Below are 20,878 nucleotides of genomic sequence, written 5' to 3' on the forward strand. Positions count from 1 at the left end.
CGTCATGACGTCGTGGTGATGGGTGCCGACGCCTGAGCATCCTCGTCGTCGTGCTGGAGGATCGCCGCGTACGGCGGGTACTTGAGCAGTTCCTGTACTGCCTCCGGGGACAGATGACGGTGGTGGGCGAGCACTCTCAGCATCTGAATGTCGGTCAGCTCCAAGGCACGCATGGACAGCCCCTGGGGTGCGAGGTCCAGCGAGGCCATCGCGGATTTGAGCGGGTCATTGAGAGGGCGCAGATTCACCTGCCGTACGACGATGTCCCGCACCCCGTGGTCGTCGAGGACACGGGCGAGGACGTCGGCGGAGGAATTGTCCGAGTCCCCTTCGGTGTTGTCGGCGTCGCTTGTGGCCGCGGGGGGAAGCGGCGGTGCCGATGCCTCGTCCGTGGCGGGCTCGACCACGGATGGGGACGGGGACCGCTGAGGCGTGTGCTGCCGTGTCCGTGGCGGGGTGCTCGACTCGCTGTCCGCGTAGTAGCTCGTCTCCGAAGGGTTCCGGCCGCGGTTCGTGGTCGGTTCGACGAACGGCCGGGATGCGGACCGTCGGGGTGCGCGCCGTCGCGCCCGCGGGGGCGTGCTCGACTCGCTGTCCGCGTAGTAGTCCGTCTCCGAAGGGTCCTCCTCCACGTCGTCGGCGGTGGGCTCGACGACGGGGTGGGGTGTTGGTGATCGGAGTGTGTCCTGCTGCGTGTGCGACGGGGCGCTCGACTCGACGTCCGCGAAGTAGCCGGACTCCGACGCGTCGCTGTCGTTGTCCGTGGTGGTCTCGGACACCGGCATGTTCGTGTCGTTGTGCCCGTTGTCGTGCTGGTCGTCCTGATGGTTGTTCTGCTGGTTGTTCTGTTGCTCGTCGTGTTGGTTGTCCTGTTCGCCGTTGTCCTGTTGGTCGTTGTGCTGGTCGTCGTCCCTTGAGCTGTTCTCTCCTGAGCTGTCGTCCTCCGTGTCCGACTCGGACTCCGTGAGCACAGGGGACAGTGCCGCCTGGTAGTGGCGGTCCTTCAGGTACAGCACGACACGACGCGTGGGCTCGTCGGCGGTACCGGGATCGAAATCCTGGAACGTGCCGTCGTCCCGGACGACCGTCACCCTGACGCCGAAGGTCCGGGCGGCGAGCGCGGGCAGCAGGTCCGCGGCCCCGTGGTCCCAGCCGGTGTCGTCGGGTGAGTCGCCGGGGCGCCGCAGCTGCGCCAGCGCGAGTGCCCTGCGCTCGTCGGGCGACAGCCGCGCGTACAGCGGCAGGGTGCGTGCGGGATCCGCGAACTCGCGGGCCTCGGGAGACCCTTCGGTGAACGTGGGGCCGCCGCCGTCCAGCTCCTGCGGGTCGAATGTGTCGAGGAGGTCCGGGGTCGTGAAGTCCAGCAGATCGCCCGAGTCGTTCGTCAGGGTGTCTGTCATCCGTCCGAGCAGCCCGGCGGGGGATGTCGCGGTGTTCTCGGAGTTGCCGTCCGGGACCGGCAACGGTGTGCCGGTGTGTCGGAGTCCTGTCCCGAGCGCGTGGAAGAAGGCGGCGCCGTCCTTGGGCACGTCCTGCAGCGTGTAGGTGTCACCCTCCGGGGAGACGAGCGTCTGCACGGCGTCGGAGGAGTCCTGCGTCGTGTCCGGGACGGTGAATTTGGGGGTCTCAGGGCTCGGCGACCCGGGGGCCGTGAACTCCACCGGGGGAGGCTGGGGGCCGCGGCGCGGTGCGCTGTGGAACCACTGGGTGAGGCGATCCGTCTCCGCCCGCACCCGGCGGAACTCCCGCATCGCGTCGCGCGAGCGGGCGGCCAGCTGCTCCATCTGTTCCAGCCGCTCGGCTGCGGCCTGATCGTCCCCCGTCGACTCGGTGGCTGCGCGCCGGACCTTCCAGTACGCCTTGTCCGCGTCCACCCATGCCTTGCTCGCCGCGGCCACCGCTGTCCAGGCGGCGGTGACATCGGCAGGGAAGGTCGTGTCGTCGATCAGTCCGAGTTCGCGGGCCACGTCCTCCCGTACCCAGGCCATGACATTGGTCCGGTACTCGACGACCTGCGACTTGCTTCCCTGGACGAAGACACTGGCGAGCTTGCCGTGGGCGATCGTTGCCTCGCCCAGCCAGTCCGTGGGAATCGAGAACAGCAACGCCCGGCCCGTCTTGGGCTTGATGTTCTGCTGGGTGCCGTCGGCCGAGGCGATCTTGAGGGTCCCGGACTCGCCGGTGTTCCCCCCGCTGCCCGTCGGCGCGGGCGAGACGGTGCCGACCGACGGTACGGATGTGCCGACGGACGCTCCGAGCGTCGTGCTCTGCCCGCCCGTCTCCGTGATCGATACGTCCGAACTCGCTGTCTGCCGCTCGGGGCTCTCCATCGTGGCATCCGCGGCCACGCTCAGCAGTACCGCCTGATTCAGCTGGGGGCGGGAGAAGAGCCGGTAGCTGCCCTGGGTGTCCAGGGCGATACCGGCATCGTGCATCGTGGCCGCCAGATAGCCGTTGGACGTCGCGGTGTTGGCGAAGAAGGCTGACGTCTGGGTGCTCGCGAGCCCGTCGGCCAGGGCCTGCCCCGAGGCCAGTCCCTGGGGGGCGAGGCCCGACCTCCGGGCCTTGGCCGCGGCCTCCGTCAACTGAGGGCCGGTGAGCTCCACGGGGCCGGTGGACTTGGGCAGGTGCGGGAGCTTGGTGTTGAACGCCTTGGCCATGGCGAGGTGCGCGGCGTCCAGCGCCGTGTCGGTGCCGGCGATCCGGCGGGGCATGAAGCCGTTGGAGGGCATGGTGAACACCTCCGTCCCACCCTCTCGCCGCCAGTTCTCGATGTCCTCGGTCGTGAGCTGTCCGGGCCGCCGGAGCGTGATCCGGGGAGCCGGGTCCTGCTCCTCCAGCGGATTGCTGTCGGTGTTCTCCAGCGGCTGTGTTTCCTCGACGGTGATCTCCTGCTGCGAGACCGAGGTGTTCTGCTGGGTCGAGGACGCGACGTTGTGCTGGGTCGAGGACGCGACGTTGTGCTGCACGGCGTCGTCGTTCATGTCCGGCATGGCCAGGCTGAGCGGCAGCTGCTCCCGCAGTGTGCCGATCGGGAGGTCCCCCGACGTGAGTTCCGTTCCGTCGGAGTTCACCAGCACCATGCGGAGCCGGTACGTGGTGAGGAAGTCGGCGAACGGCTCGTTGGGGTAGAACGTGTAGTTCTTCATACGGCTCGCCGACGTGGTGACCGTCTTCTGCTGGGTGACGGCGAGCGACTCGGAGAGGCTCGGCCCGGCGGTGGGGGCGGCGGTGTTCTGGGTCCGCACCGCTTCGGTGACGGAGAAACCGGTTGTCGTGGTGACGGCCTTGACGCCGTTCACTTCCACGGTCTCGGTCATGCCCAGCGTCTCCTGGAACGTGACGCTGTGATCGATCCCGTCGAACTCGGTCTTCTCCTGCGTGAGTTCGATGCGCACCGTGGCACGCTGCGAGCCGATGGACACCTGGCCGAGCTTGGTCCAGGCGGTGCGGGTCACCGCTGTGACCCCGCTCCGGGCGGCGGCCATCTGCTGCCGGAGGGCGAGCAGTGCGCGCGGCGACACCAGGTCCAGGATGTGGTCCCGCCCGGCGTCGTCGACCCCCTGCGACTTGAGGAGTTCGGCGAAGTCCCGCGCGGCCCGGGAGGAGTCCAGGGAGTTGACCGGGAACGAACCGAACGGTGTGTCCTTCAGCCAGGGCGCAGGTGACCAGGAGTTCTCCTTGTAGAGGGGGACAGGAGGAAGCCCCTGGCCGACCAGTCCGAGACGGTGTGCGGTTTTCTCCGGGATGTGGCCGAGCCATCCGCCGGGTACGTTCAGCTTGAATCCCGCGTAGTGCGAGTTCAGTATCGGCAGCAGTGTGCGCAGGGGGCCGGCCAGCCCGTTGGACTTTGTCGTGAAGCCGACCTCGTGCTGGATGTCGGCGGTGACCAGGTATTTGAGGTTCTCGTCGTCCCGGTCGTTCTCCACCGAGACCGTGTTCGTGACCGTCGCGGTGCGGCCCTTGGCCCAAGCCCCGTTCAGGATCAGTCCGTACGTACCGACCAGTGAAGGCCCCTGGTCGTGGCTGCGCGCGTAGGCGAATCCGAGATTCAGCTTGGCCACCGTGACCGATGTCTTCGCATGGGAGACCTGGGTCTCGGCACCGAGCGTCAACTCGGTCTCCACCGCTACGGGTTTCGACTGCACGACCGGATTCCGGAACGAGACCCGGTGGACGAGCCGGCCGATCCGATTGACGTACGGGCCGGCGCCGAACAACTCGACCATGCGCATGCCCGCGCGGGTGACCGACTGGTCCAGGAACGATGCGAGGACCTGCGGCTGGAACTGACGTATCACCGCATCGTGCGGTGCGGCTCCGTACAGGCTGAACTGCCAGGCGTTGCCGGAGCCGTCCTTGAGTGTCGTCTCGACAGCCTGGCTCAGCTCGGAGCTGCCGGCGACGGCGATGACCTGGTGGGGCAGATCGTCGAACGGAGTCAGAGGGCCGGGCAGTTCCGTGAGTTCGTGGACGTCGGCGTCGCCGTCGGCGCCCGCGCCACTGTTCGTGTTCTCGTCCGTTTCCGCCGTGTCGTCCGTGTCACCGTCCAGCAGATCCTGGACCTCCTTGGTGCTCAGGAGGGTGGGGACGGGGGCGGGACGGCTCGGATTCTGTTCCTGTTCCTGTTCCTGTTCCTGGCCCTGTTCCTGGTTCTGCTGCGGGTTCAGCGGGTTCGGTGGAATGTGCTCATCGGGAACGTCGAGCAGGATCCGCCCGGTCACCGCCGGACGGCGTGCCGTGCCGCCGATGAGGTCGGTCTCCGCATTGCGCCCGACGGAGAGCCCCGTACCGAGCACGCCGAGGAACCGCAGCGGTTCGCGGAACCGCCAGTACCCACCGCTGGTGACGGTCACCGACAGCTGGTAGCTGAACACATGGGACGGGCCCGACGTGGCGTGCAGGGGTTCGTACGAAACCGTGGCACCGGAGCCGGTCTTCCGGGCCTTCTGCCAGGCGAACCGGCCCGCCGGGGTGAGCACACCGCTGTTGATCGGCTGCTTGAAGGAGTCGGCGTTGCTCTCGCGCGCCGATACTCCGACGTCGATCCCGAACTCCCTGGTGTGGGAGACCGTGCCGGAGCTGTCCAGTCGCTGAGTGCCGGGTGTGCTGCTTCGAAGGATCAGCTCGTTGCGTGTGCCCTCGTAGCGGCGTCCGGTCAGGTCGCCCTTGACCTGGATCCAGCGGTATTTCCGCTTGGTTCCGGTGATGTCGACCAGCCGGATACGCAGCCCGTCGGCGGCGAAGGACTCCAGTTGTCCCGCCACGCTGTGATGGCTGAGGGCGTCCATGACACTCAGGGTGTTCTGCAGGGCGGCGTTGAAGTGGTTCCTGCCCCGCCATCCCTTCGTCTTGTCCGCAGGATCCGTGAAGTCGGCGAGCGGGGCGACGAGACCGGGGTGCTGTTCGGCGACGGCCGCGATCACACTGTTCGTCAGCTCGGTGAGGAACGAGGCGGGGGGCGGGGGCGCGGGCGTCGTGGACGCGCCCTGGGCGGCGTCCTCCTCGTTGCCCTCCTCGTTGCCCTCCTCGTCGTTGCGGTCGTCGTTGCCGTTGTCGCTGTCGGGAAGGAACGCCTCCAGCCTCGCCATGCCGAGCAGTGTCGGACGGTCCTCGGGCAGATAGACCGGAGGCAGCGGCTCGCCCGTGTGGGGAGTCACGGACGTGATGACGTCGCTGTTGTTGTTGCTCCCCTCGGCCACGGAGGTATTGCCGGCCGAGAGCTGGGCCGAGCGGGTGCGCAGGGTCGTGCCGTCGTCCCATCCGGCGAGGCGGCGCGCCTCCGCGCGGGTCATCCGGTCGAGGGTCCGCACGGTGAACGTCTGGCTGCCTTTCCCCCCGGATCTGCGGACGTGGACCTCCTTCTCCACGAGGTACAGCTCGGTGCGGACCTTCTTGGCACGTCCGACGATCTTGCGGCTGCCCGAACCGCCGAATCCGGTGGTCCGAGTGGAGCGGTTGCCGAACTGCGCGAAGCCCGCCGCCTGCACGCGTGGCTGGACCGCGCTTGTCGCGTACTCGTCGAAGGAGAAGCTGGGGCCGACGGTGAACTGGAGGTCCTGGCTGTACGCGGTGGACGTACTGCGGTCGTTCTTGATGACCCGCTGAATCGCGTTCCGCAGTTCGGCCGCGGTCGTTCCCGAGAGGTGGGTGGCCCTGCCCGGCACGATCTTGTCCACGACGAAGACGCCGGCGGGTTCGCCGGAATCCGTGAACAGGGGTTGGCTGGTGACCGGACCGTGCGTCATCCGGTCCGCGGTCCGGATGAAGTTCTCCGAGCTGAAGAACCGGGTGATCTCCGCGTGCATCGCCGATCCGACGACGGCTCCGGCGTTGCCCACCGCCCATGTGTGGATGTCCGCGACGGAGCCGTATCCCTCGGTGTGCACCGTGCGGTAGTCACTGTGCTCGTTGAGCGTCATCTCATGAGGCGCGTGCTCACGGTTGTGTTCGGCGGTCAAGTTGTCGGGGAGACGCAGCAACAGCCCGTCCTTCACACCGAACGTGATCCTGGCGGCCGACCCGTCCTGGGTCTGTACCGCGGGTCGGGTCCCCGGCCGGTTGAACCGCTCGGTGATCCTCTTCAGTTTCCCGTGCTTCTCGGGCGCCGGGTCCGTCAACTCGACGGTGTACATCACATCGCCCAGGTACAGATGCGATTCGTCGGAGTGACGGCTCTCGACCTGGCTCAGGGTCTGGTCCTGGAGGTTGAAGTCGACGGACTTCGTGAAGCCCAGGGTGAGGCCCACCCGCCCGAACATGTTCGCCGGGCCGATCGGTGGGCCGAGCGGGACGGACACGCCGAACTGCCGCGAAGAACTGGCCGTCTCGGACTTCCCGGAGGTGATCTGACTGCGATGGATCTGGTCCACCTTGACCGGGTCCAGCGTGATCGGCGCGCCCTTCTCGTTGGTGATCACGGACCAGGGGGCCTGCGGGCGCTGGGAGACCCGCAGCTGGCGGACGCGTCCGGTGGTGTCCTTGAACGGGGTGGAGAGCCAGCCGTCCCCGTGGAACAGATGGGGCATCTGCTTCAGGGCCTGTTCCAGTTCGCCGAGCGGGTTGTTCCCGACGGCACCGGGGCGTCTGGCAGGGACGGGAAGTGCCGAGGTGGCTATACGGGTGAGCACGTTGTCGACACCGCGCTGGATCACCTGGCTCTCACCGTAGGTGAAGGCCGAATCGGCGTTCCTGCCGTCTCCGGTGATGTACGTGGGAAGGCTCAGGCCGCCCGGGAACTGCTGGACCGCGCCCTCGCGCGGTGCCACCACCATCTGGTTGTCGACGGTGGCCGGGCGCTGTTCGGCGAGCTCGGCCACGACGAGCTGGACGGCGTCGGCGGAGGTGTTGGTCTGCGTGGGGGACGCCGGTACCAGCGGCTGGTTCTCTTGCTGGTTCGCCTGTTGTGATTCTTGTTGTGTCTGCGGCGGGTCGAGCGCGTCCTGCGTGATGTCGTGGGATGGGGAGCGGAGGTCGTCCTGCCGCTCGGCGGCGGCCGGTCCGGTCTCGGCGGATGCCTCGCCGACCCGGTCGAACAGAGCGGAGTACCGGTTCAGGCCCGGGGTGTCGGTCCCTGACAGACCTTCGGTGATGCGGCGCAGCAGATCGGGTGTCATCCGCCCGTCACGGTACGGCTCCCAGACGCTGTCGTTACCGCCGAAACGTTCCTTGTCCAGTGCGCCGAGTGCCGCCAGCAACGAGTCGTGATCGGGGGACTGCGCGATCTGCGTACCGAAGGTGCCGCGCAGGGTGCGCACCAGCTGGAGCGTGCGCATCGTGGCCCAGACGTCGGGGGCGTCCTCGGAGGGCGTGGCTCCGGTGGAGTTCCCGACGCCTGCGGCGTCCGAGGTGTTCGTGGTGTCCGCCGGAGGATGCAGTCCGGCTGTGCGGGCGAGCGCGGTGAGTTCGGCGCCGGCCGGCTCGGGAGCGTAGGAGATCCAGTGACCGGGGTTCTCGTCGCTGTCCCGGAAGAGCACCGGGCGTATCTGCTGATCGGAGCCGATCGCCGTACCCGCCGTCGTGGTGGGTGCGTACACCGGCCGGCCCGTCACATTGGCGACGTGCTGGGCGACGGACAGCCCGCCGTGCGTGGGTGAGGCGCCGGTGGAGCAGGCGTACAGCACGATGGGACGGTCCTTCGGACCGAGGTCGGCGGAGTGCTCCAGGTAGCGACCGAGCTCCCGGCCGCTGATCACCACGGTCGTCCCGTCCTCCCGCGTCAGCGTCACCCGTGTGGGAGTGCCGTGCGCCGCGAAGAAGGACACCTTCTGGCCGCCCCAGGGCAGTCGGCGCGGCCGGCGGTACATGGACGATTCCTGGTGATGGTGGTCCTGGAAGGTCGTGGAGGCGATGACGGTGTTGAAACGCCCACTCCGCTGCGCCCAGTCCGCCTGCGTGTACGAGGCCAGGACCGACGAGTCGGATGTGTCGTTCGCGACCGTCTGCCGGACGATTTCGTCCGAGTCGACTGTGTGGTCACCGGCCGAGCGGGCGGACCTGAGCAGGAGCCGGGGAGGTGGCGTGGCGGAACTGACGGCGGCTGTATCGACGGCCGGGGAGATCTCCGACACCGACTCGGTGGTGGTGTCGCCGAAGAGGCCGAGGCTGATGTCGATTTCGGATTCGTCGTCGGTTTTCGGCGTGGTGGTGGTGTCGCCGAAGAGGCCGAGGCTGATGTCGATTTCGGATTCGTCGTCGGATTTTGGCGTGGTGGTGGTGTCGCCGAACAGGCCGAGGCTGATGTCGATTTCGGATTCGTCGTCGGATTTTGGCGTGGTGGTGGTGTCGCCGAACAGGCCCAGACTGACGTCGATTTCGGAGCCGTCGTCGGCGATCTCGGCCGGGGAAACCGTGGCCCTGGATTCCCCGCCCTCGTCCTCGCTCTGCTCCTCGGCCGTGCTCTCCTGCCGGCTGACGGTCCGCGTCCGGATGCTGCCGGAGCTCGATGAACGGTCGTCGTCGGATTCGTCGTCGGACTCCTCCCGCCGGTCCCAGTCGGTCCGCCAGCGCGGCTCTTCCTGCGATTCGTCGTCTTCGTGGCTCTCGTCATGGTCGAGAGACTCGGTCCGGGGCAACGCCGGACGATCGGTGAGGGCCAGACGAAGGGCCTGCAGCGTCTGGTCGTTGTGTGGTTCGTGTGCCTTGGCCCGGAGGTTCCCGAAATAGGTGTGCAGCCGGGAGCCGGGCCGCATCAGCTCACCGATGGCCTCCGCGATGACCTCGGTCGCACTCTCCTCCGGAACGACGGACAAGAGGTCCATGGTGCTGCGGACCTTGACGACATGCTCGTCCCGGCGTTTCTGCAGCCGGGTCAGGACCGAGGCGTACTGATCCTTGGTGATGGTCACTCCGAGGCCGGTGTACGGGTCCTTCACCACGGCCTTGACGTCGTCGCCGTCACCGAGCAGCGACTCCAGGTCCTTGGTGCTCAGCACCCCCTTCGCCAGGAGGCGGTTCATCTCGTCCCGCGTCAGGACTCGTCCTTCCCCGTCCTGGGGCAGCGACGGCATCACGGACTGGGCCATGCGCACGTTGTTGAACGCCTCCCATTCGGGCGTCGGCTGCTCGCTCGTCAGCTTCGCGGCCTTGCGGCCCCACTGGCTGGGGTGGGTGATGGCCTTGGTCACCTGGCCGAGATGATCTGCCGCGACCGGGTCGAGCCTGTCGTACGGGGTGTGATGGGTCAGGGCCGAGAAATACGGGCGGCCCAGCAACTGCATCAGGTTCGTGGTGTTGGCGCCTTCCAGCACCGCCGGAAGCGTGCCGAGCTGGAAGACCTGCCGGAACACGTCCTGGGGGAGGCCCGGAGACTGCACGATGAGGACGTCGCCCGGCCCGAGCCGGGCGAGTTGCTGGTCGAGGTCGCCGGCGTCGATCTCGGTCCGGCTCAGGTGAGCATCGGTGTGGGCGGGGGCGAAGTCGACCGTGGTGCGGCCGAACGACAGAATCACGGATGGCTTGTCGATCCCGGCCCTGGTGATCCCGGCGGCCAGGGAGCTGAGCGCCGACACCCGGCCCGAGTCGGTCACGTTGTGCAGGCCGTAGACCGGCATGACCTCGGTGCCGTTCTCGTGAACGGCACGGGCGACCGCTTTGAGTCCGGCGGCTACGGCCGGGTCGGTGACGCGTCGGTCGATCAGGTCCGTGAGCTCGTCCAGGGTGAGGAGCGGGGTGTGGAAGTTGAACAGAGCGTCCGAAGCCAGGGCGTTTCCCGCGTCCTCGGACGGCTCGGTGCTCTCCAGATCCCTGATCTCGACTGCGTCGTTCGCGGACGGCCTGCTGTACAGATAGCGGTGCGAGGTGTCCCAGGCATAGGGCTTGAGTACGATCGCCCGGTCGGTTCCCAGGAAGTTCAGGAACCGCTCCGCCGCCTCTGCGTCGTCGTCGAGCCGGTCACTCGCCGCGACCATGACCAGGCCTTGGGCCCCCGGCTTCCCGGACGCCCGGGGGTCGGTCGCACGCTGGTGCGGGTCGAACGTCCGGGTCTGCCAGTTGACGCGGGCATTGAGGTCGTCACTCAGCAGGAGCTTGAGTTTCTGCTGGACGCTCTCGGGAGCGATCGCGGTGATGGGCCCCTTGTAGCCCAGTTCGTCGAGGGAGTCCATCAGCATCGTGGCGGCAGCCTGATGGCCGAAGTTGGCCGCGTCGTCGACGTAGATCGTGACACCGCCCCCGGCACCGTTCAGCTTCTCGTGCAGCTCTCTGCGGAGGTCGATCTCCTGTGGTGACGGCGCGTTCCCCCGACGGTGGGCGGCGATCTCGTCGAGCAGCTGCTGCGGCGGGTTGCCGGGGGTGCCGAGGAGCCGCGTCCACAGCTGATGCTCCGGCACCGTGACGGCGTGGGGGGTGGCCTGCGACTGGGACGGGGCCTGCGTTTCGGACAGGGACGCGTCGGTGTCGGAGGTGCCGTCCTCGGTGAGCAGGCCCGTGCTGGGCTCGGTGTCGTTCTCCGGGTCGTCGTTCTCCGCGTCCGTCGGCGTGGTCGGTGCTGCGGGCTCCTTCTCCGAGTCGTGCTCGGAACTCCGGTCCGAACCGTTCTTCGGGTCCTGGTCCGAACCGTTCTCCGTGTCCGACTGCGCGTTCGGCGTCTGCTCGTCCTGCGATGTGTCGGGGACGTTGTTCCGGATCGGGCCGCCGCGCGCGTTGTCGGAGGAGTTGTTGCCGGTGTGGGGGGTGTTGGACGTGTGGGACGGACCGGTGTGCGCATCGGATCCCGTGGGGGGCACCGTGCGCTCGTCGGAGGGCTGCTGGGTCTCCTCGTCCGTGGCGTCTGTGGCGTCTGTGTCGACCGTATTGTTCGTGCTGTCGGTGTTGTCGGCGTTGCTGGAGGTGTTGACCGACCCCTTGGTGGCCGGTCCGGACGGGCCCGTGGTGCCCTTCGACGGGGACGTCGACTCGGGTCCGGTCTCCTCGTCGTTGTTCCCCGTCTGTTCGGGCTGTTCCTTCTGCCCCGTCTGTTCGGTCGAGTCCGTCTGGTCCTGGGAACCGGAGCCGTTCGTCGTGCTGTTGTTCTTCCCGCCTCCCGAGGCCCCGCCGGTCCCGGTCGTCGATCCCTTCCCCGTCGTGCTCGTGTTCCCGCTCCCGCTGCCGGCTCCGCTCCCGCTTCCGGCACCGGAGTCCGTTCCGTTCCCGGACTTCGTCCCCGTGCCTTCGTCGTCCGCCTGGCTCGACGTCGGCACGTTCGTCCCGGCGAAATTGTTCTTCACCCAGGTACCGGGCTTGGACGCGCCGCTCCCGAGCAGGGACTCGGCCTTGCTGCTGATCCCCGATCCCAGGAAGGTGTCCCAGCTGGTCGTCCAGTTCCCGGTCATGAGGCCACCGGCCACGACCTCTGCGACGGCCTCCGAGCCACCGGAGGTCAGGAAGTCCTTTGTGTCGTTCAGTGCGGTGTTGCCCAGGTTCTTCGCGGAGAAGGTCTTCGGCCGAGGAGCCTTGTCGGTCACGTCCTTGGTGAGGTTCTTGACCGGGCCCGAGCCCGTGAAATTCTTGAGCAGCTTGCCGAGCCCGGACGAGAACACACCGTGGAAGAACCCCGCGAACGCGCCGAAGACACCGTCCTGCGCGATGGCCTTCCAGTCGAAACCCTTGGGCCGTCGCCCGTCGGGCCCCGCCAGCATCATGGCGAGACGCACCGCGAAGGTCTGGAACGCCTCCTGGAACGCCTCGCTCAGGCTCGGCATCAGATGCGTACGCTGCAGCAGTGTGTCCAGCACCGTCAGCAGCACCACCCGGCTGCGCGCCTTCGCCACTGCGGTGTCGCTCGCCGAGGCCCCGCCCGAGAAGAACGCCAGCACAGCGATGATCAGCAGCTCGATCATCAGCCGGATCAGCTCGGCGATGATCTGCCACTTGGACTCGGTGATGTTCATCGACGTCTCGGTGCGCCCGTCACCGATGGTCTTCAGCTGGTCGGAGAAGTCCCGGAGATGGTTGGTACCCCCGTTGTCGATGAAGAGCTTCATCGACTGGAGGTAGTTCGCGCCCACCTTGGGCGGGAGCGACCTGCTGATCCCGACGACCGACTGCTCGATCTCACCGGACAGGTCGGTGAGACGGTCGGCGAGCCGGTGGTACGGCCGCCGGCTGGCGTACGCCAGGTCTTCGTCAGCCTGCAACAGCCGTTCGCCGATGAGGACGAACAGCAGATTGTTCAGCTCGGGCGTCGCCTTGATCGACATGGGGCCGTGCTCTCTGCCGTCAGCGCTTTCCGCTGGTGTTGGGCTTGATCCGGTGGTCGCGGATGGCGTCCAGGATGTTGTTCTGGTTGGACTTGATCGAGGCCAGGTTGACCGAGGTCCCGTGTGCCACGCCGTTCACCGCGTCGGACAGGGCGATCGCGGTCCCGCTGCTGCTCTCCCGCTCCTTCTGTTCCTGCGGGATGACCTCCTTGGCGAAGCTGTCGTCCTGGCCCGGCCAGTCGCTCGTCGCCCGCACATCCATGACGAAGTCGTCCACCATCGAGCCGATCGAGGTGCTGATCGAGAACATCTGCCGCAACCCGGCCTGGATACGGGCGGGTTCGGCGTAGTAACCGTCGCTCATGCTGTGTTCAGCGCTCCTCGTCCTCGTCGATCTCGTCACGCAGCCGACGTCCCGAGTCCTGCCGGGCCCGCTCGTCCGGGTCCTGGAGCACCTCGGGCCCGAATATCCGCGCCCAGTCGATGTCCACACCCGTCAACTCGGGTGCCCCGGTGCTCGGCCGGGTGAACGGCTCGAAGGTCTCCATCACCTGCCGGGCCATCTCCGCGCGGGCCCGCCCGAATGCCTCCAGCACCGCCCCGGACAGTTCACCCGGCGACATGGTCCGGTACTTCTGTTCCAGGAAGCGCAGCGCGGTCAGCTCGCCCTGGGGCCCGACCGTCACCTCCACCGACCGGTCCGCCGACCGTACGGTGCGTGTCGCCTGCCGGAGTTCGGCCTCGGCCTTCGCCACGCCCTTCTCGGTGGCCTCCAGCTCGGCCATCGCCGCGGCGAGCCGCGCCTCCACGGACCGGGCGTACGGCGAGACCTCGCCGCGTCCCGAGTCCTCCGACGCCTCGTTCATCGCGCCGCTCACCGTCCGATCACCGTGGGCGTGCCGCCCTCCTCCGCGCCCCACACGTCCTCGTCCTCGGCCACCCAGTGCACCCGGTCGCGCTCACCGCTGCCGGTCGCCTGCCCGCCCTGGGTGCCGCCCGCAGCCCCGCCTGCGACGGCCGTGGAGCTGGTGGCGGTGCGGGTCCTGCGGGCGCTGCGCTCCTCGTCGGCGCCGCGTCGGCCGCCCGTACGCGACGTCCCGCCGCGAGTACCGGGGCTGCTCTCCGTCAGGACGTTGCGGACGCGTTCGCCCGACGAACCGCCCGCCTGCCCGCCGGCGCCCATCCCTCCCATCCCGCCCATGCCGCCCATCGGCATCATGGGGTTGAGCGGGGTGGAGCCGTCCGACGACGCGCCCGTGCCCGTGCCCGTCCCCGTGCCTGTCGACAGGGTGTCCGAGGTGCCGGGCGGCGCACCGAGCGTTCCGCCCGGGTGGAACGTGCTGTCGTACTCCTCGTAGTCGCCCCCGCCGGACCGGTTCTGACCGCCGCCCGAGGTGGAGTCGTTCAACGAGGTGTGGGAGTTCCCGCCGAGGGAGTTGAGATCCCGGTCGAGGTCGCTCCGGAAATCCCTGTTGAGGTCACGGTTGAGGTCCCTGTTGAGGTCCTGGTTGAGGTCCTGATGGGTCGGCGGCGGAGGGAGGTGGTTGTTGCGGTTCGGCGGCCACTCGAGCTCGGTTTTGGGGTTGAGGTCGCTGACCGTCTCCTTGCCGTTCTTGTCGATGGTGGTGACCTTGCCGGTCTCCGGATCGACGACCTGCCGGCTGCCGTCCTTGAACGTGGTGGTGAGTGTGCCGTCCTTGTTCAGCTTGGTGACACTGCCGTCCGGGTTGGTCACGCTCTGGCCCGGGTTGAGGTCCTGCACCGTGGTCTTCCCCTGGTGGGGGGTGACGGTGTACTTGCCGGTCTTCGGGTCGTACGTGACCCGGTCGCCATTGGGGTACGTCGTGACCAGGCTGCGGTTCTTGTCGAGGGAGGTGGTCCCGCCGCCGGGCCCCAGGACCGTGTTGCCGGGGAGCTTGGGCGGGGGGAGCAGCGGATTCAACGGGCCGGTGTGCGTGGAGTTCCCGTTGCCCTGGGTCAAGTCCTCGTTGCCCGGCTTGTCGATGTTGTTGAGATCGCTGGTCAGGTCCTTGCCGAGCTTGTCGTCGAGACCGTTGCCCGACCCGGGGTTGAGATCCTTCGTCTCGTTGTTGCCGAGCAGGTCCTTGATGCCGCCGGGCCCGCCGCCCCCGAAGTCGTTCAGGGACTTGGTGACGTTGTTCCCCATGTCACCGATGCCCTTGTTGAGGTTGTCCAGCGCCGTGTTGAGATCCTTGCTGTTCTTGTCCGCGTCCTCCTTGGCCTTGTCGGTCTTCTCCTTGGTGTAGAACTCCGTCAGCGACCCGGTGTTCTTGGTGGTGAGCGGCGACTCGAACGGCGTGGTGGCGTCGATCCAGTTGTTGTTGAGGTCGGACAGCACCTGCTGCGCCGTTCCGTTCAGGCCGAGTTCGAGCCCCGCGATGTCCGGGTGGGGCGTTTCGATGAACTCGTTCCACTGCCGTACGGCTTCCTCGCCCACCTTGGCCCAGTTCTGGATGTCGGTCAGGTCGCCGTAGCTCGGGTGGGCTTCCTGGAAACCGTCCTTGGTGGAGTACGTCGTGGTGGAGTTGGGGTTGATGACGTTCCCCTGGGTGGTCGTCGCAGAGATGAACGGGATGTTGTGCGCCGTCAGCCAGGTCAGGATGTCGTCCAGGACCTTGATCAGGAAGTAGTGCGGGTCGTGCTCGTTGCGCCCCATCCACGCGTTCCACGCCGTCTGCAGGGACTTCCCCTGGGTCAGCAGCGTCTGCTGGGCCGCCATCAGCTGTTTGGAATGATTGGACTTCGGAGTGAACGCGGGTTCCCCGACGGCGTCGAACGTGCCGCCCGCGCCGAGCTGCTCCTTGTAGTTGTCGTAGTTTCCGTGGAGCTGATGGACCAGCTGCCAGAAAATTCCCGCTGCCTGGCCCTTCCAGGAGGACTGCTCGCTTCCCAGCGACTTCTCCCACGCCGCGAGGATCTCCGTCTGGTCCACGAAGAACTGGGCGGCCCGGTCGAAGGCCTGAGCGGTGTTCTGGAAGGAATTGAGATCCACCACGTTGGCGTCCGGAACCGAGGCGCCGTTGAAGGAAGCGCCCTGCGTGGTCTTCGAGCCGATCAGAGCGCCCAGCGCCGCCCCCGGCCCTCCCATGTACTGCCCCAGGGGGCCGATGTCGAAGTCGTCGCCGTACTTTCCCTTGTACTTGCCACCGCTCAGGGACTCGTTGGCCTCCAGCCCCCGGCTGCGCCCGTTCTCCGACATGAAGGAGCCGATGAAGACCAGCCGGGCGTGGTACATCTCCACGTGGCCGTTCCTGTTGGAGTAGAAGTACAGGTCGTAGTCCTGGCCCGAGCTCTTCAGCGATCCCTGCGTCGCCGCGTTCACCACCGACTGGACACCGATCTTGTCCAGGCTCATCCGGAAGAGCGGGCTCTTCTCCTTGCTGCTCAGGCCGGTGAACAGGCCCTTCCGGCTGGGCATCGGATAGCCGGTCAGCTTGGTGACGGCCTGCCCCCAGTAGTCGTCGGCGTCGTAGCTCTGTGAAGTCGGGGTCGACATGCGGAACGCTCCGGAGGCGAGGAAGAGGGTCGGGGCGGGCGGAGTGGAGTCTGTACGGAGAAGGGTCGGCCCGGACCGCCGGGAGCGGCCCGGGCGATCGCCGGGGACGGGCCGCCCCCGAGGGGGAGGCCGGGGCAGAGGCTGTCGGAGGTCGCCCGGCAGCCTCTCAGGCGCCGGTCGTGGTGGTCGGGCTCAGGTCCTTGTCCACGTCCGAGAAGATGTCGAGCAGCGCGGCACCGTCGATCGATTCGAGGCTCTTGCCCTGGGTGCTGAGCAGTTTCTCGATGGTCGTCAGCAGGTCGCTCTTGATGTGTTTGAAGAGCGTCTGCTGATTCTCGAAGATGTCGTCGACCGAACCCGCCGCCGCCTTGACCGCCTTCACCAGGGACTGGCCGTGCACACTGTCGTCCGTCCCCAGCAGGCCGATGGCCAGCGCCGGGTCCTGCTGGAGCGTGGTGGGCGAGGTGCGTCCGTCGAGGATGCTCTTGAGCGCCTTGAGGCCGTTGGGATCGTCCTTGCGGATCTTGTCCAGTGCCGTCTGGAAATCCGTGACGTCGTTCTCCGCGAACGACTTGAGGGTCTTGCCGTCGAGGTGGGTCAGATCGGCCATCGGATGCCCTCGCTCAGCGGCCGATGGAGATCTCGGACCACATCTGCGACAGCGAGTTCTCGCTGTACTTGTAGTTGCCCGAGATGTCGGTCAGCAGGGCCGCGTGCGAATTCAGCAGCGTCTCCATGTTCCGCACCGCCTGGTCCCAGGCGGCCTGCTTCTGACGGTAGGTGTCGGCGTCGGAGCCGTACCACGTCTTGCGCAGCTCGGCGAGCTCCGCCTCCAGGGACGCGAGCGTCCGGGCGATCGCCTGGGTCTGGCGGACCATGTCGTCGCCGGCGTTGTTCATGTGGCCGTAGTCGACCAGGATGTAGCCGTCTGTCAGGTTGTCGGGCATCGGGGAGACCTCGCTTCGCTGCCTGGGAAGGATGCCTCGCCGCAGGGGCGGCGAGGGGTGCCGGACGGCCGGCGGGATGGACGGTGCGATGACGCCGTCCGGGGCGGTCCTACGCCATGAGGTCGTCGAACGCCTTCTGCGAGGCGCTGTAGGCCTGGTTGATCGCGTCGTTGGACGATCCCTGCGTCTTGCCGTGCTCCACCAGGCTCGTGTTGAGCTTGTCGACCATGTCCTCCAGGTTGCGGAGGATGATGTTGACCTGGTCGTCCCACTGCTTCAGCAGGACCCCGTACTGGCCGCCGTCGCTGCCCTGGTAGCCCTTGCTCAGGTTGTTGCGGGTGTCGTCGACGTCCTGGCGGGACTTGAGGATTCCGCTGTAGGCGGCCTCAAGTGCCTGAATGCCGTTCCGGGTCGAGCTCTCGCTCGACTGCTGGAGGTTGCCGCCCGGTCCCGCCTGCGCGTCTGCGTCTGCCACGGTGTCTCCCATGCTCAACTGCTGGATGGCCGTGATCCTATGATCAGATCCGTGGCGTGCTCAATGATCGTTGGCCGCATCTGAGCTTTTCCTGAGGATCAGTCAACTTCTTTTACCCGACGGCAAGGTCCCGTTGTCCTCACGGCCGCCCGTTTCCCCCGCCACCTGCGGGCACGAGGGTGCCGTCGTGCCCACGGTGCGTCCCGCCGTGGCCGCTTCCGGGCTCAGATCGGGGCCGGACGGCAGCATCGCCAGGAGCGGGGACGGAAGTGCCTGGGCCGAGGCACCGTCGTACCCCAGCGCCTTCTGCGCCGCCTGGGAGAGCAGCCGGTACTTCACCCCGTTGTCGGCGACGAAGTAGGTGGTGGAGCCGACATCGGTGCCGCCCGCGCCGAGCGCCTTGACCAGCGCGCCGTGCCCCGGCCGTACGACCGTCGCGTCCACTGGCAGACAGGCCGGGGCGATGTTCTCGGGCGATGCCGCGGAGGCCGGGGGCAGCGCGGTGAGCGGAACCAGCGCACCGGTCACCCGCGTGCCGTCCCCGCGGTCGGGCCGTACCCGGGCACAGGCCGCCCAGCCCGCCGGTACGGGCTCGGCGCGCGGCGGCGTCCGCGGCAGGCCGGCCGGAACGGGCTCGCTGCCCTCCGTGCCGGGTGCCAGCCGGGCCTTCACCTCGGCCGCACCGATCACCGCCGCGGCGGGCGCCGCACCGCCGTACGCGTCGTCCTTGGTCTCGGCGGAACCCAGGGCCAGCGCGGCCCCGGTCTCCGTCAGTGGCACCAGGCCCTCCTTGCGCAGCAGGTAGTACTGGCGCGTCGCCCCCGGCGTACGCGACTGGAACACCTGCCCGAGCTTCGAGGGACGCCCGCCCAACGACGGCCCCGCCCCACCGCGGCCGGGCACGGCGGGCGGAACCAGATCCGGACCCTGCACCAACGCGTCCAGGAACGCGGCGGACACCGGCCGGGGCGTCACCGACCCGTACCCCAGCGACACCGCGGCGTTCCCGCTCCGGTCCAGCCGCAACCGGCTGCCCTGCCAGACCAGATACCGTGCCCGGTCCGGACCCGACACCACCAGACCCTGCCCCGCACCCATGCCCCGCCCTTCGACGGGCGCACCGGCCACCAGCGCGGTGAAGGCACCGGTCGGATGCGCGGAGCCGCCGGAGTCTTCCGCGCCGGCCTCCGAGGCGAGCACCGAGCACACCTGCCACGGATCCTTCTCCAGGTCCGCCACGCCCGGTACGGAGTCCGGCGCGCCCGGTATCCCGACCGGGGCGCCCACCGCCGTGCCCTTCAGCGACGCGGTGCTCACATCCTCGGACTTCAGTTTGCCGTCGCCGACGAGCAGCGCGGAGGCGTAGTTGCGCACCGGACGCAGCCGGCCCGCCACGTACACGTAACGGGCTCCCGTGTCCCGGTTCACCACCAGGGTCCCCGACGCCCGCCACGCGTCGTTGCCACCGGGGGACATGAAGCCGTACACCAGTGAACCGGCGGCCACCAGCACGGTGATCACCACACCGATCAGCACCCCGCGAGTGGTCCGCCCCAGCGGGCTCTCCGGGGCGTCCGGGTCGGCGAGCAGCATCCCCGAGGTCAGCCGGCCCATCACGAAGGTGTGGGCCTGGACCTGGTCACGCTTGGACTGCATGTGGCAATACCTTCCGGGTCAGCCGTTGATCGCCCGGAGTGCGGCGAACACGCCGAGCACCCAGAGCGCGAGCGGCAGCAGGCTGATCGCCAGTGCCGAGTGCAGCAGTTCGGCCGCGCGGCCCCAGTACGGCACCAGCCGCCGCCCCGGCACCGTCCACGACACGATCGCCAGCAGTGCGGTACAGGCCACCAGCCCCGCCACCAGCAGCGGCCGCTCGTCGGGAGACAGGGACGCGGCCAGCGCCACGGTCAGCAGCAGCGCACCCCAGACCCCGGGCAGCAGCAGCGCGAGACGCTGCGGCACATTGACCATGCCGCGTCCGTGCAGCAGCAGAAGCAGCGAGAGCACCGAAGCGGTGAGGGTCTCCGGCAGGTTCGGGCCGTCGGCCAGCACCAGGAGACAGGCCGCGCAGACGGTGCCCGCCGCTCCGTAGAGCGCGGTCATCCAGCCGCTCGCCAGTTCCGTACGGGTGGTCACGTCACCACCGGCGTAGGGCTCGATGCCCTCCTGCAACTGCTGGGAGTTGGTCGGCAGCGCCGGCATCCGCATCCCCGCCAGCTTGAACGCCAGAGCCGGTACGAAACCGCCCAGCACCACGGCCAGCGCGGCGAGCACCGTCGCCGCACCGTCCATCGTCAGACCGGCGGGCCCGGCGAGCGCCCCGCCCAGCGCGACGGCGCACCAGAACACCGCCGTCGCCAGGAAGAACGGCACGGACACGGCCGCGAGCGCGAGCCCCAGCACCGCACCGCCGGCACCGGCGGCCCCCGCAGCCAACAGCCGTGCGCCGAGCACCTGATGCACGTCGGGGCCGCCCAGATCGCCACCCGGCAGCAGCCAGCCCGCCAGCGCCAGATACGGACTCGCCATCGACCCGAACACCGAGGCGGCCGCCGCGTCGCCCACCGCGCGGCTCGCCGAGGCGGCCCCGGCCAGCAACAGCGCCCCCACCGCGCCCGCCCCGGCGGCACGTACACCGACCGGGCCCCCCGGCCAGGCCAGCAGGGCCAGTCCGGCCAGCAGTGTCAGCACGCACAGGGCGCGCAGCAGCCGCCTGCTGGAATCGGCGTTCCAGCCCTGCAGCCGGTCGCGCACCACACTGGCGATGCCGTCGACCAGGTCGTCCAGCCGTACTTCGGGCAGGGCGTCGGTGTGCGGGCGCAGATACAGCACCTCGCCGTCCTTGAGGCCCAGGGTCTCCAGGGTTCCCTCGTCGTCCAGGGCCGGTCCGCCCAGCCGTTGCAGCACCCAGCCGCTGTGGTCCAGGCCGTTCTCCTCCAGTTCCTCACCCGCGTAACGCAGCACGGTGGGAAGGAGATCGGCCACCGGGACATCGGCGGGCACCGCAAGGTCAATGGTCTTTTCGGGGGCACGTATGGTGAGGCGGCACAGGCCCGCCACGGAGCTGTCGGTCAAGGTCAGGGCTCGCGTTCTCGGGGACTTGTCGGATGCGACGTGGACGCGCTTGGTGATCGGATGCAGACTACTGATCATCATCCGGACCACGTCAACGGACCTCATCCGAGTCCCTGTTGGTCCGTAACCGTCCGGCTTGTGCGCCCGTCGGCACTCCCGTGCGCCCCACCGGTCCGGTCCACCCGTC

The 20,878-nt window shown here is 68.4% G+C and carries 9 protein-coding genes; all 9 read right to left on the reverse strand.

Features of this window, described 5'->3' with window-relative positions; genetic code table 11:
• Positions 1-2: 2 nt before the first annotated feature.
• Positions 3-12,677, reverse strand: coding sequence for a hypothetical protein (locus OHA19_RS33310; RefSeq protein WP_405752580.1), 12,675 nt, complete (start codon positions 12,675-12,677; stop codon positions 3-5).
• Between the two features lie 19 nt (positions 12,678-12,696).
• Entirely contained in the window at positions 12,697-13,041 is a 345-nt protein-coding gene (locus OHA19_RS33315; protein WP_405710568.1) for a hypothetical protein, read from the reverse strand.
• Between the two features lie 7 nt (positions 13,042-13,048).
• The gene (locus OHA19_RS33320) at positions 13,049-13,543 is read right to left on the reverse strand and encodes a YbaB/EbfC family nucleoid-associated protein (protein WP_405710566.1); all 495 of its coding nucleotides are present in this window, start codon (positions 13,541-13,543) and stop codon (positions 13,049-13,051) included.
• Between the two features lie 8 nt (positions 13,544-13,551).
• Positions 13,552-16,194: an AAWKG family protein gene (locus tag OHA19_RS33325; protein WP_405752583.1), complete on the reverse strand. Its 2,643-nt coding sequence runs from the start codon at positions 16,192-16,194 to the stop codon at positions 13,552-13,554.
• Positions 16,195-16,360: 166 nt separating this feature from the next.
• On the reverse strand, positions 16,361-16,804 hold the full coding sequence (locus tag OHA19_RS33330; protein WP_405710562.1) for a type VII secretion system-associated protein: 444 nt from the start codon (positions 16,802-16,804) through the stop codon (positions 16,361-16,363).
• Between the two features lie 13 nt (positions 16,805-16,817).
• A complete protein-coding gene (locus OHA19_RS33335; RefSeq protein WP_329814345.1) occupies positions 16,818-17,141 on the reverse strand; it encodes a WXG100 family type VII secretion target in 324 nt (107 codons plus the stop codon).
• 109 nt (positions 17,142-17,250) lie between these two features.
• Entirely contained in the window at positions 17,251-17,616 is a 366-nt protein-coding gene (locus OHA19_RS33340) for a hypothetical protein (RefSeq protein ID WP_329814344.1), read from the reverse strand.
• Positions 17,617-17,718: 102 nt separating this feature from the next.
• Positions 17,719-19,272 carry a type VII secretion protein EccB gene (gene eccB, locus OHA19_RS33345; RefSeq protein WP_405710560.1) on the reverse strand — a complete coding sequence of 518 codons (1,554 nt, stop codon included), beginning with the start codon at positions 19,270-19,272 and terminating at the stop codon, positions 17,719-17,721.
• An 18-nt stretch (positions 19,273-19,290) separates the two neighbouring features.
• Positions 19,291-20,691 (reverse strand): type VII secretion integral membrane protein EccD, encoded by a 1,401-nt coding sequence (eccD, locus tag OHA19_RS33350; RefSeq protein ID WP_405753337.1) that lies wholly within the window; start codon positions 20,689-20,691, stop codon positions 19,291-19,293.
• Positions 20,692-20,878 lie beyond the last annotated feature (187 nt).

The sequence above is a fragment of the Streptomyces sp. NBC_00012 genome, from assembly GCF_045040875.1.
Taxonomy (GTDB): Bacteria; Actinomycetota; Actinomycetes; order Streptomycetales; family Streptomycetaceae; genus Streptomyces.

Coding starts and splice junctions, on each gene's coding strand:
- OHA19_RS33320 (WP_405710566.1), bottom strand. CDS start 13,543: ATGAACGAGGCGTCGGAGGACTCGGGACGCGGCGAGGTCTCGCCGTAC.
- OHA19_RS33325 (WP_405752583.1), bottom strand. CDS start 16,194: ATGTCGACCCCGACTTCACAGAGCTACGACGCCGACGACTACTGGGGG.
- OHA19_RS33315 (WP_405710568.1), bottom strand. CDS start 13,041: ATGAGCGACGGTTACTACGCCGAACCCGCCCGTATCCAGGCCGGGTTG.
- OHA19_RS33335 (WP_329814345.1), bottom strand. CDS start 17,141: ATGCCCGACAACCTGACAGACGGCTACATCCTGGTCGACTACGGCCAC.
- eccB (WP_405710560.1), bottom strand. CDS start 19,272: ATGCAGTCCAAGCGTGACCAGGTCCAGGCCCACACCTTCGTGATGGGC.
- OHA19_RS33310 (WP_405752580.1), bottom strand. CDS start 12,677: ATGTCGATCAAGGCGACGCCCGAGCTGAACAATCTGCTGTTCGTCCTC.
- OHA19_RS33330 (WP_405710562.1), bottom strand. CDS start 16,804: ATGGCCGATCTGACCCACCTCGACGGCAAGACCCTCAAGTCGTTCGCG.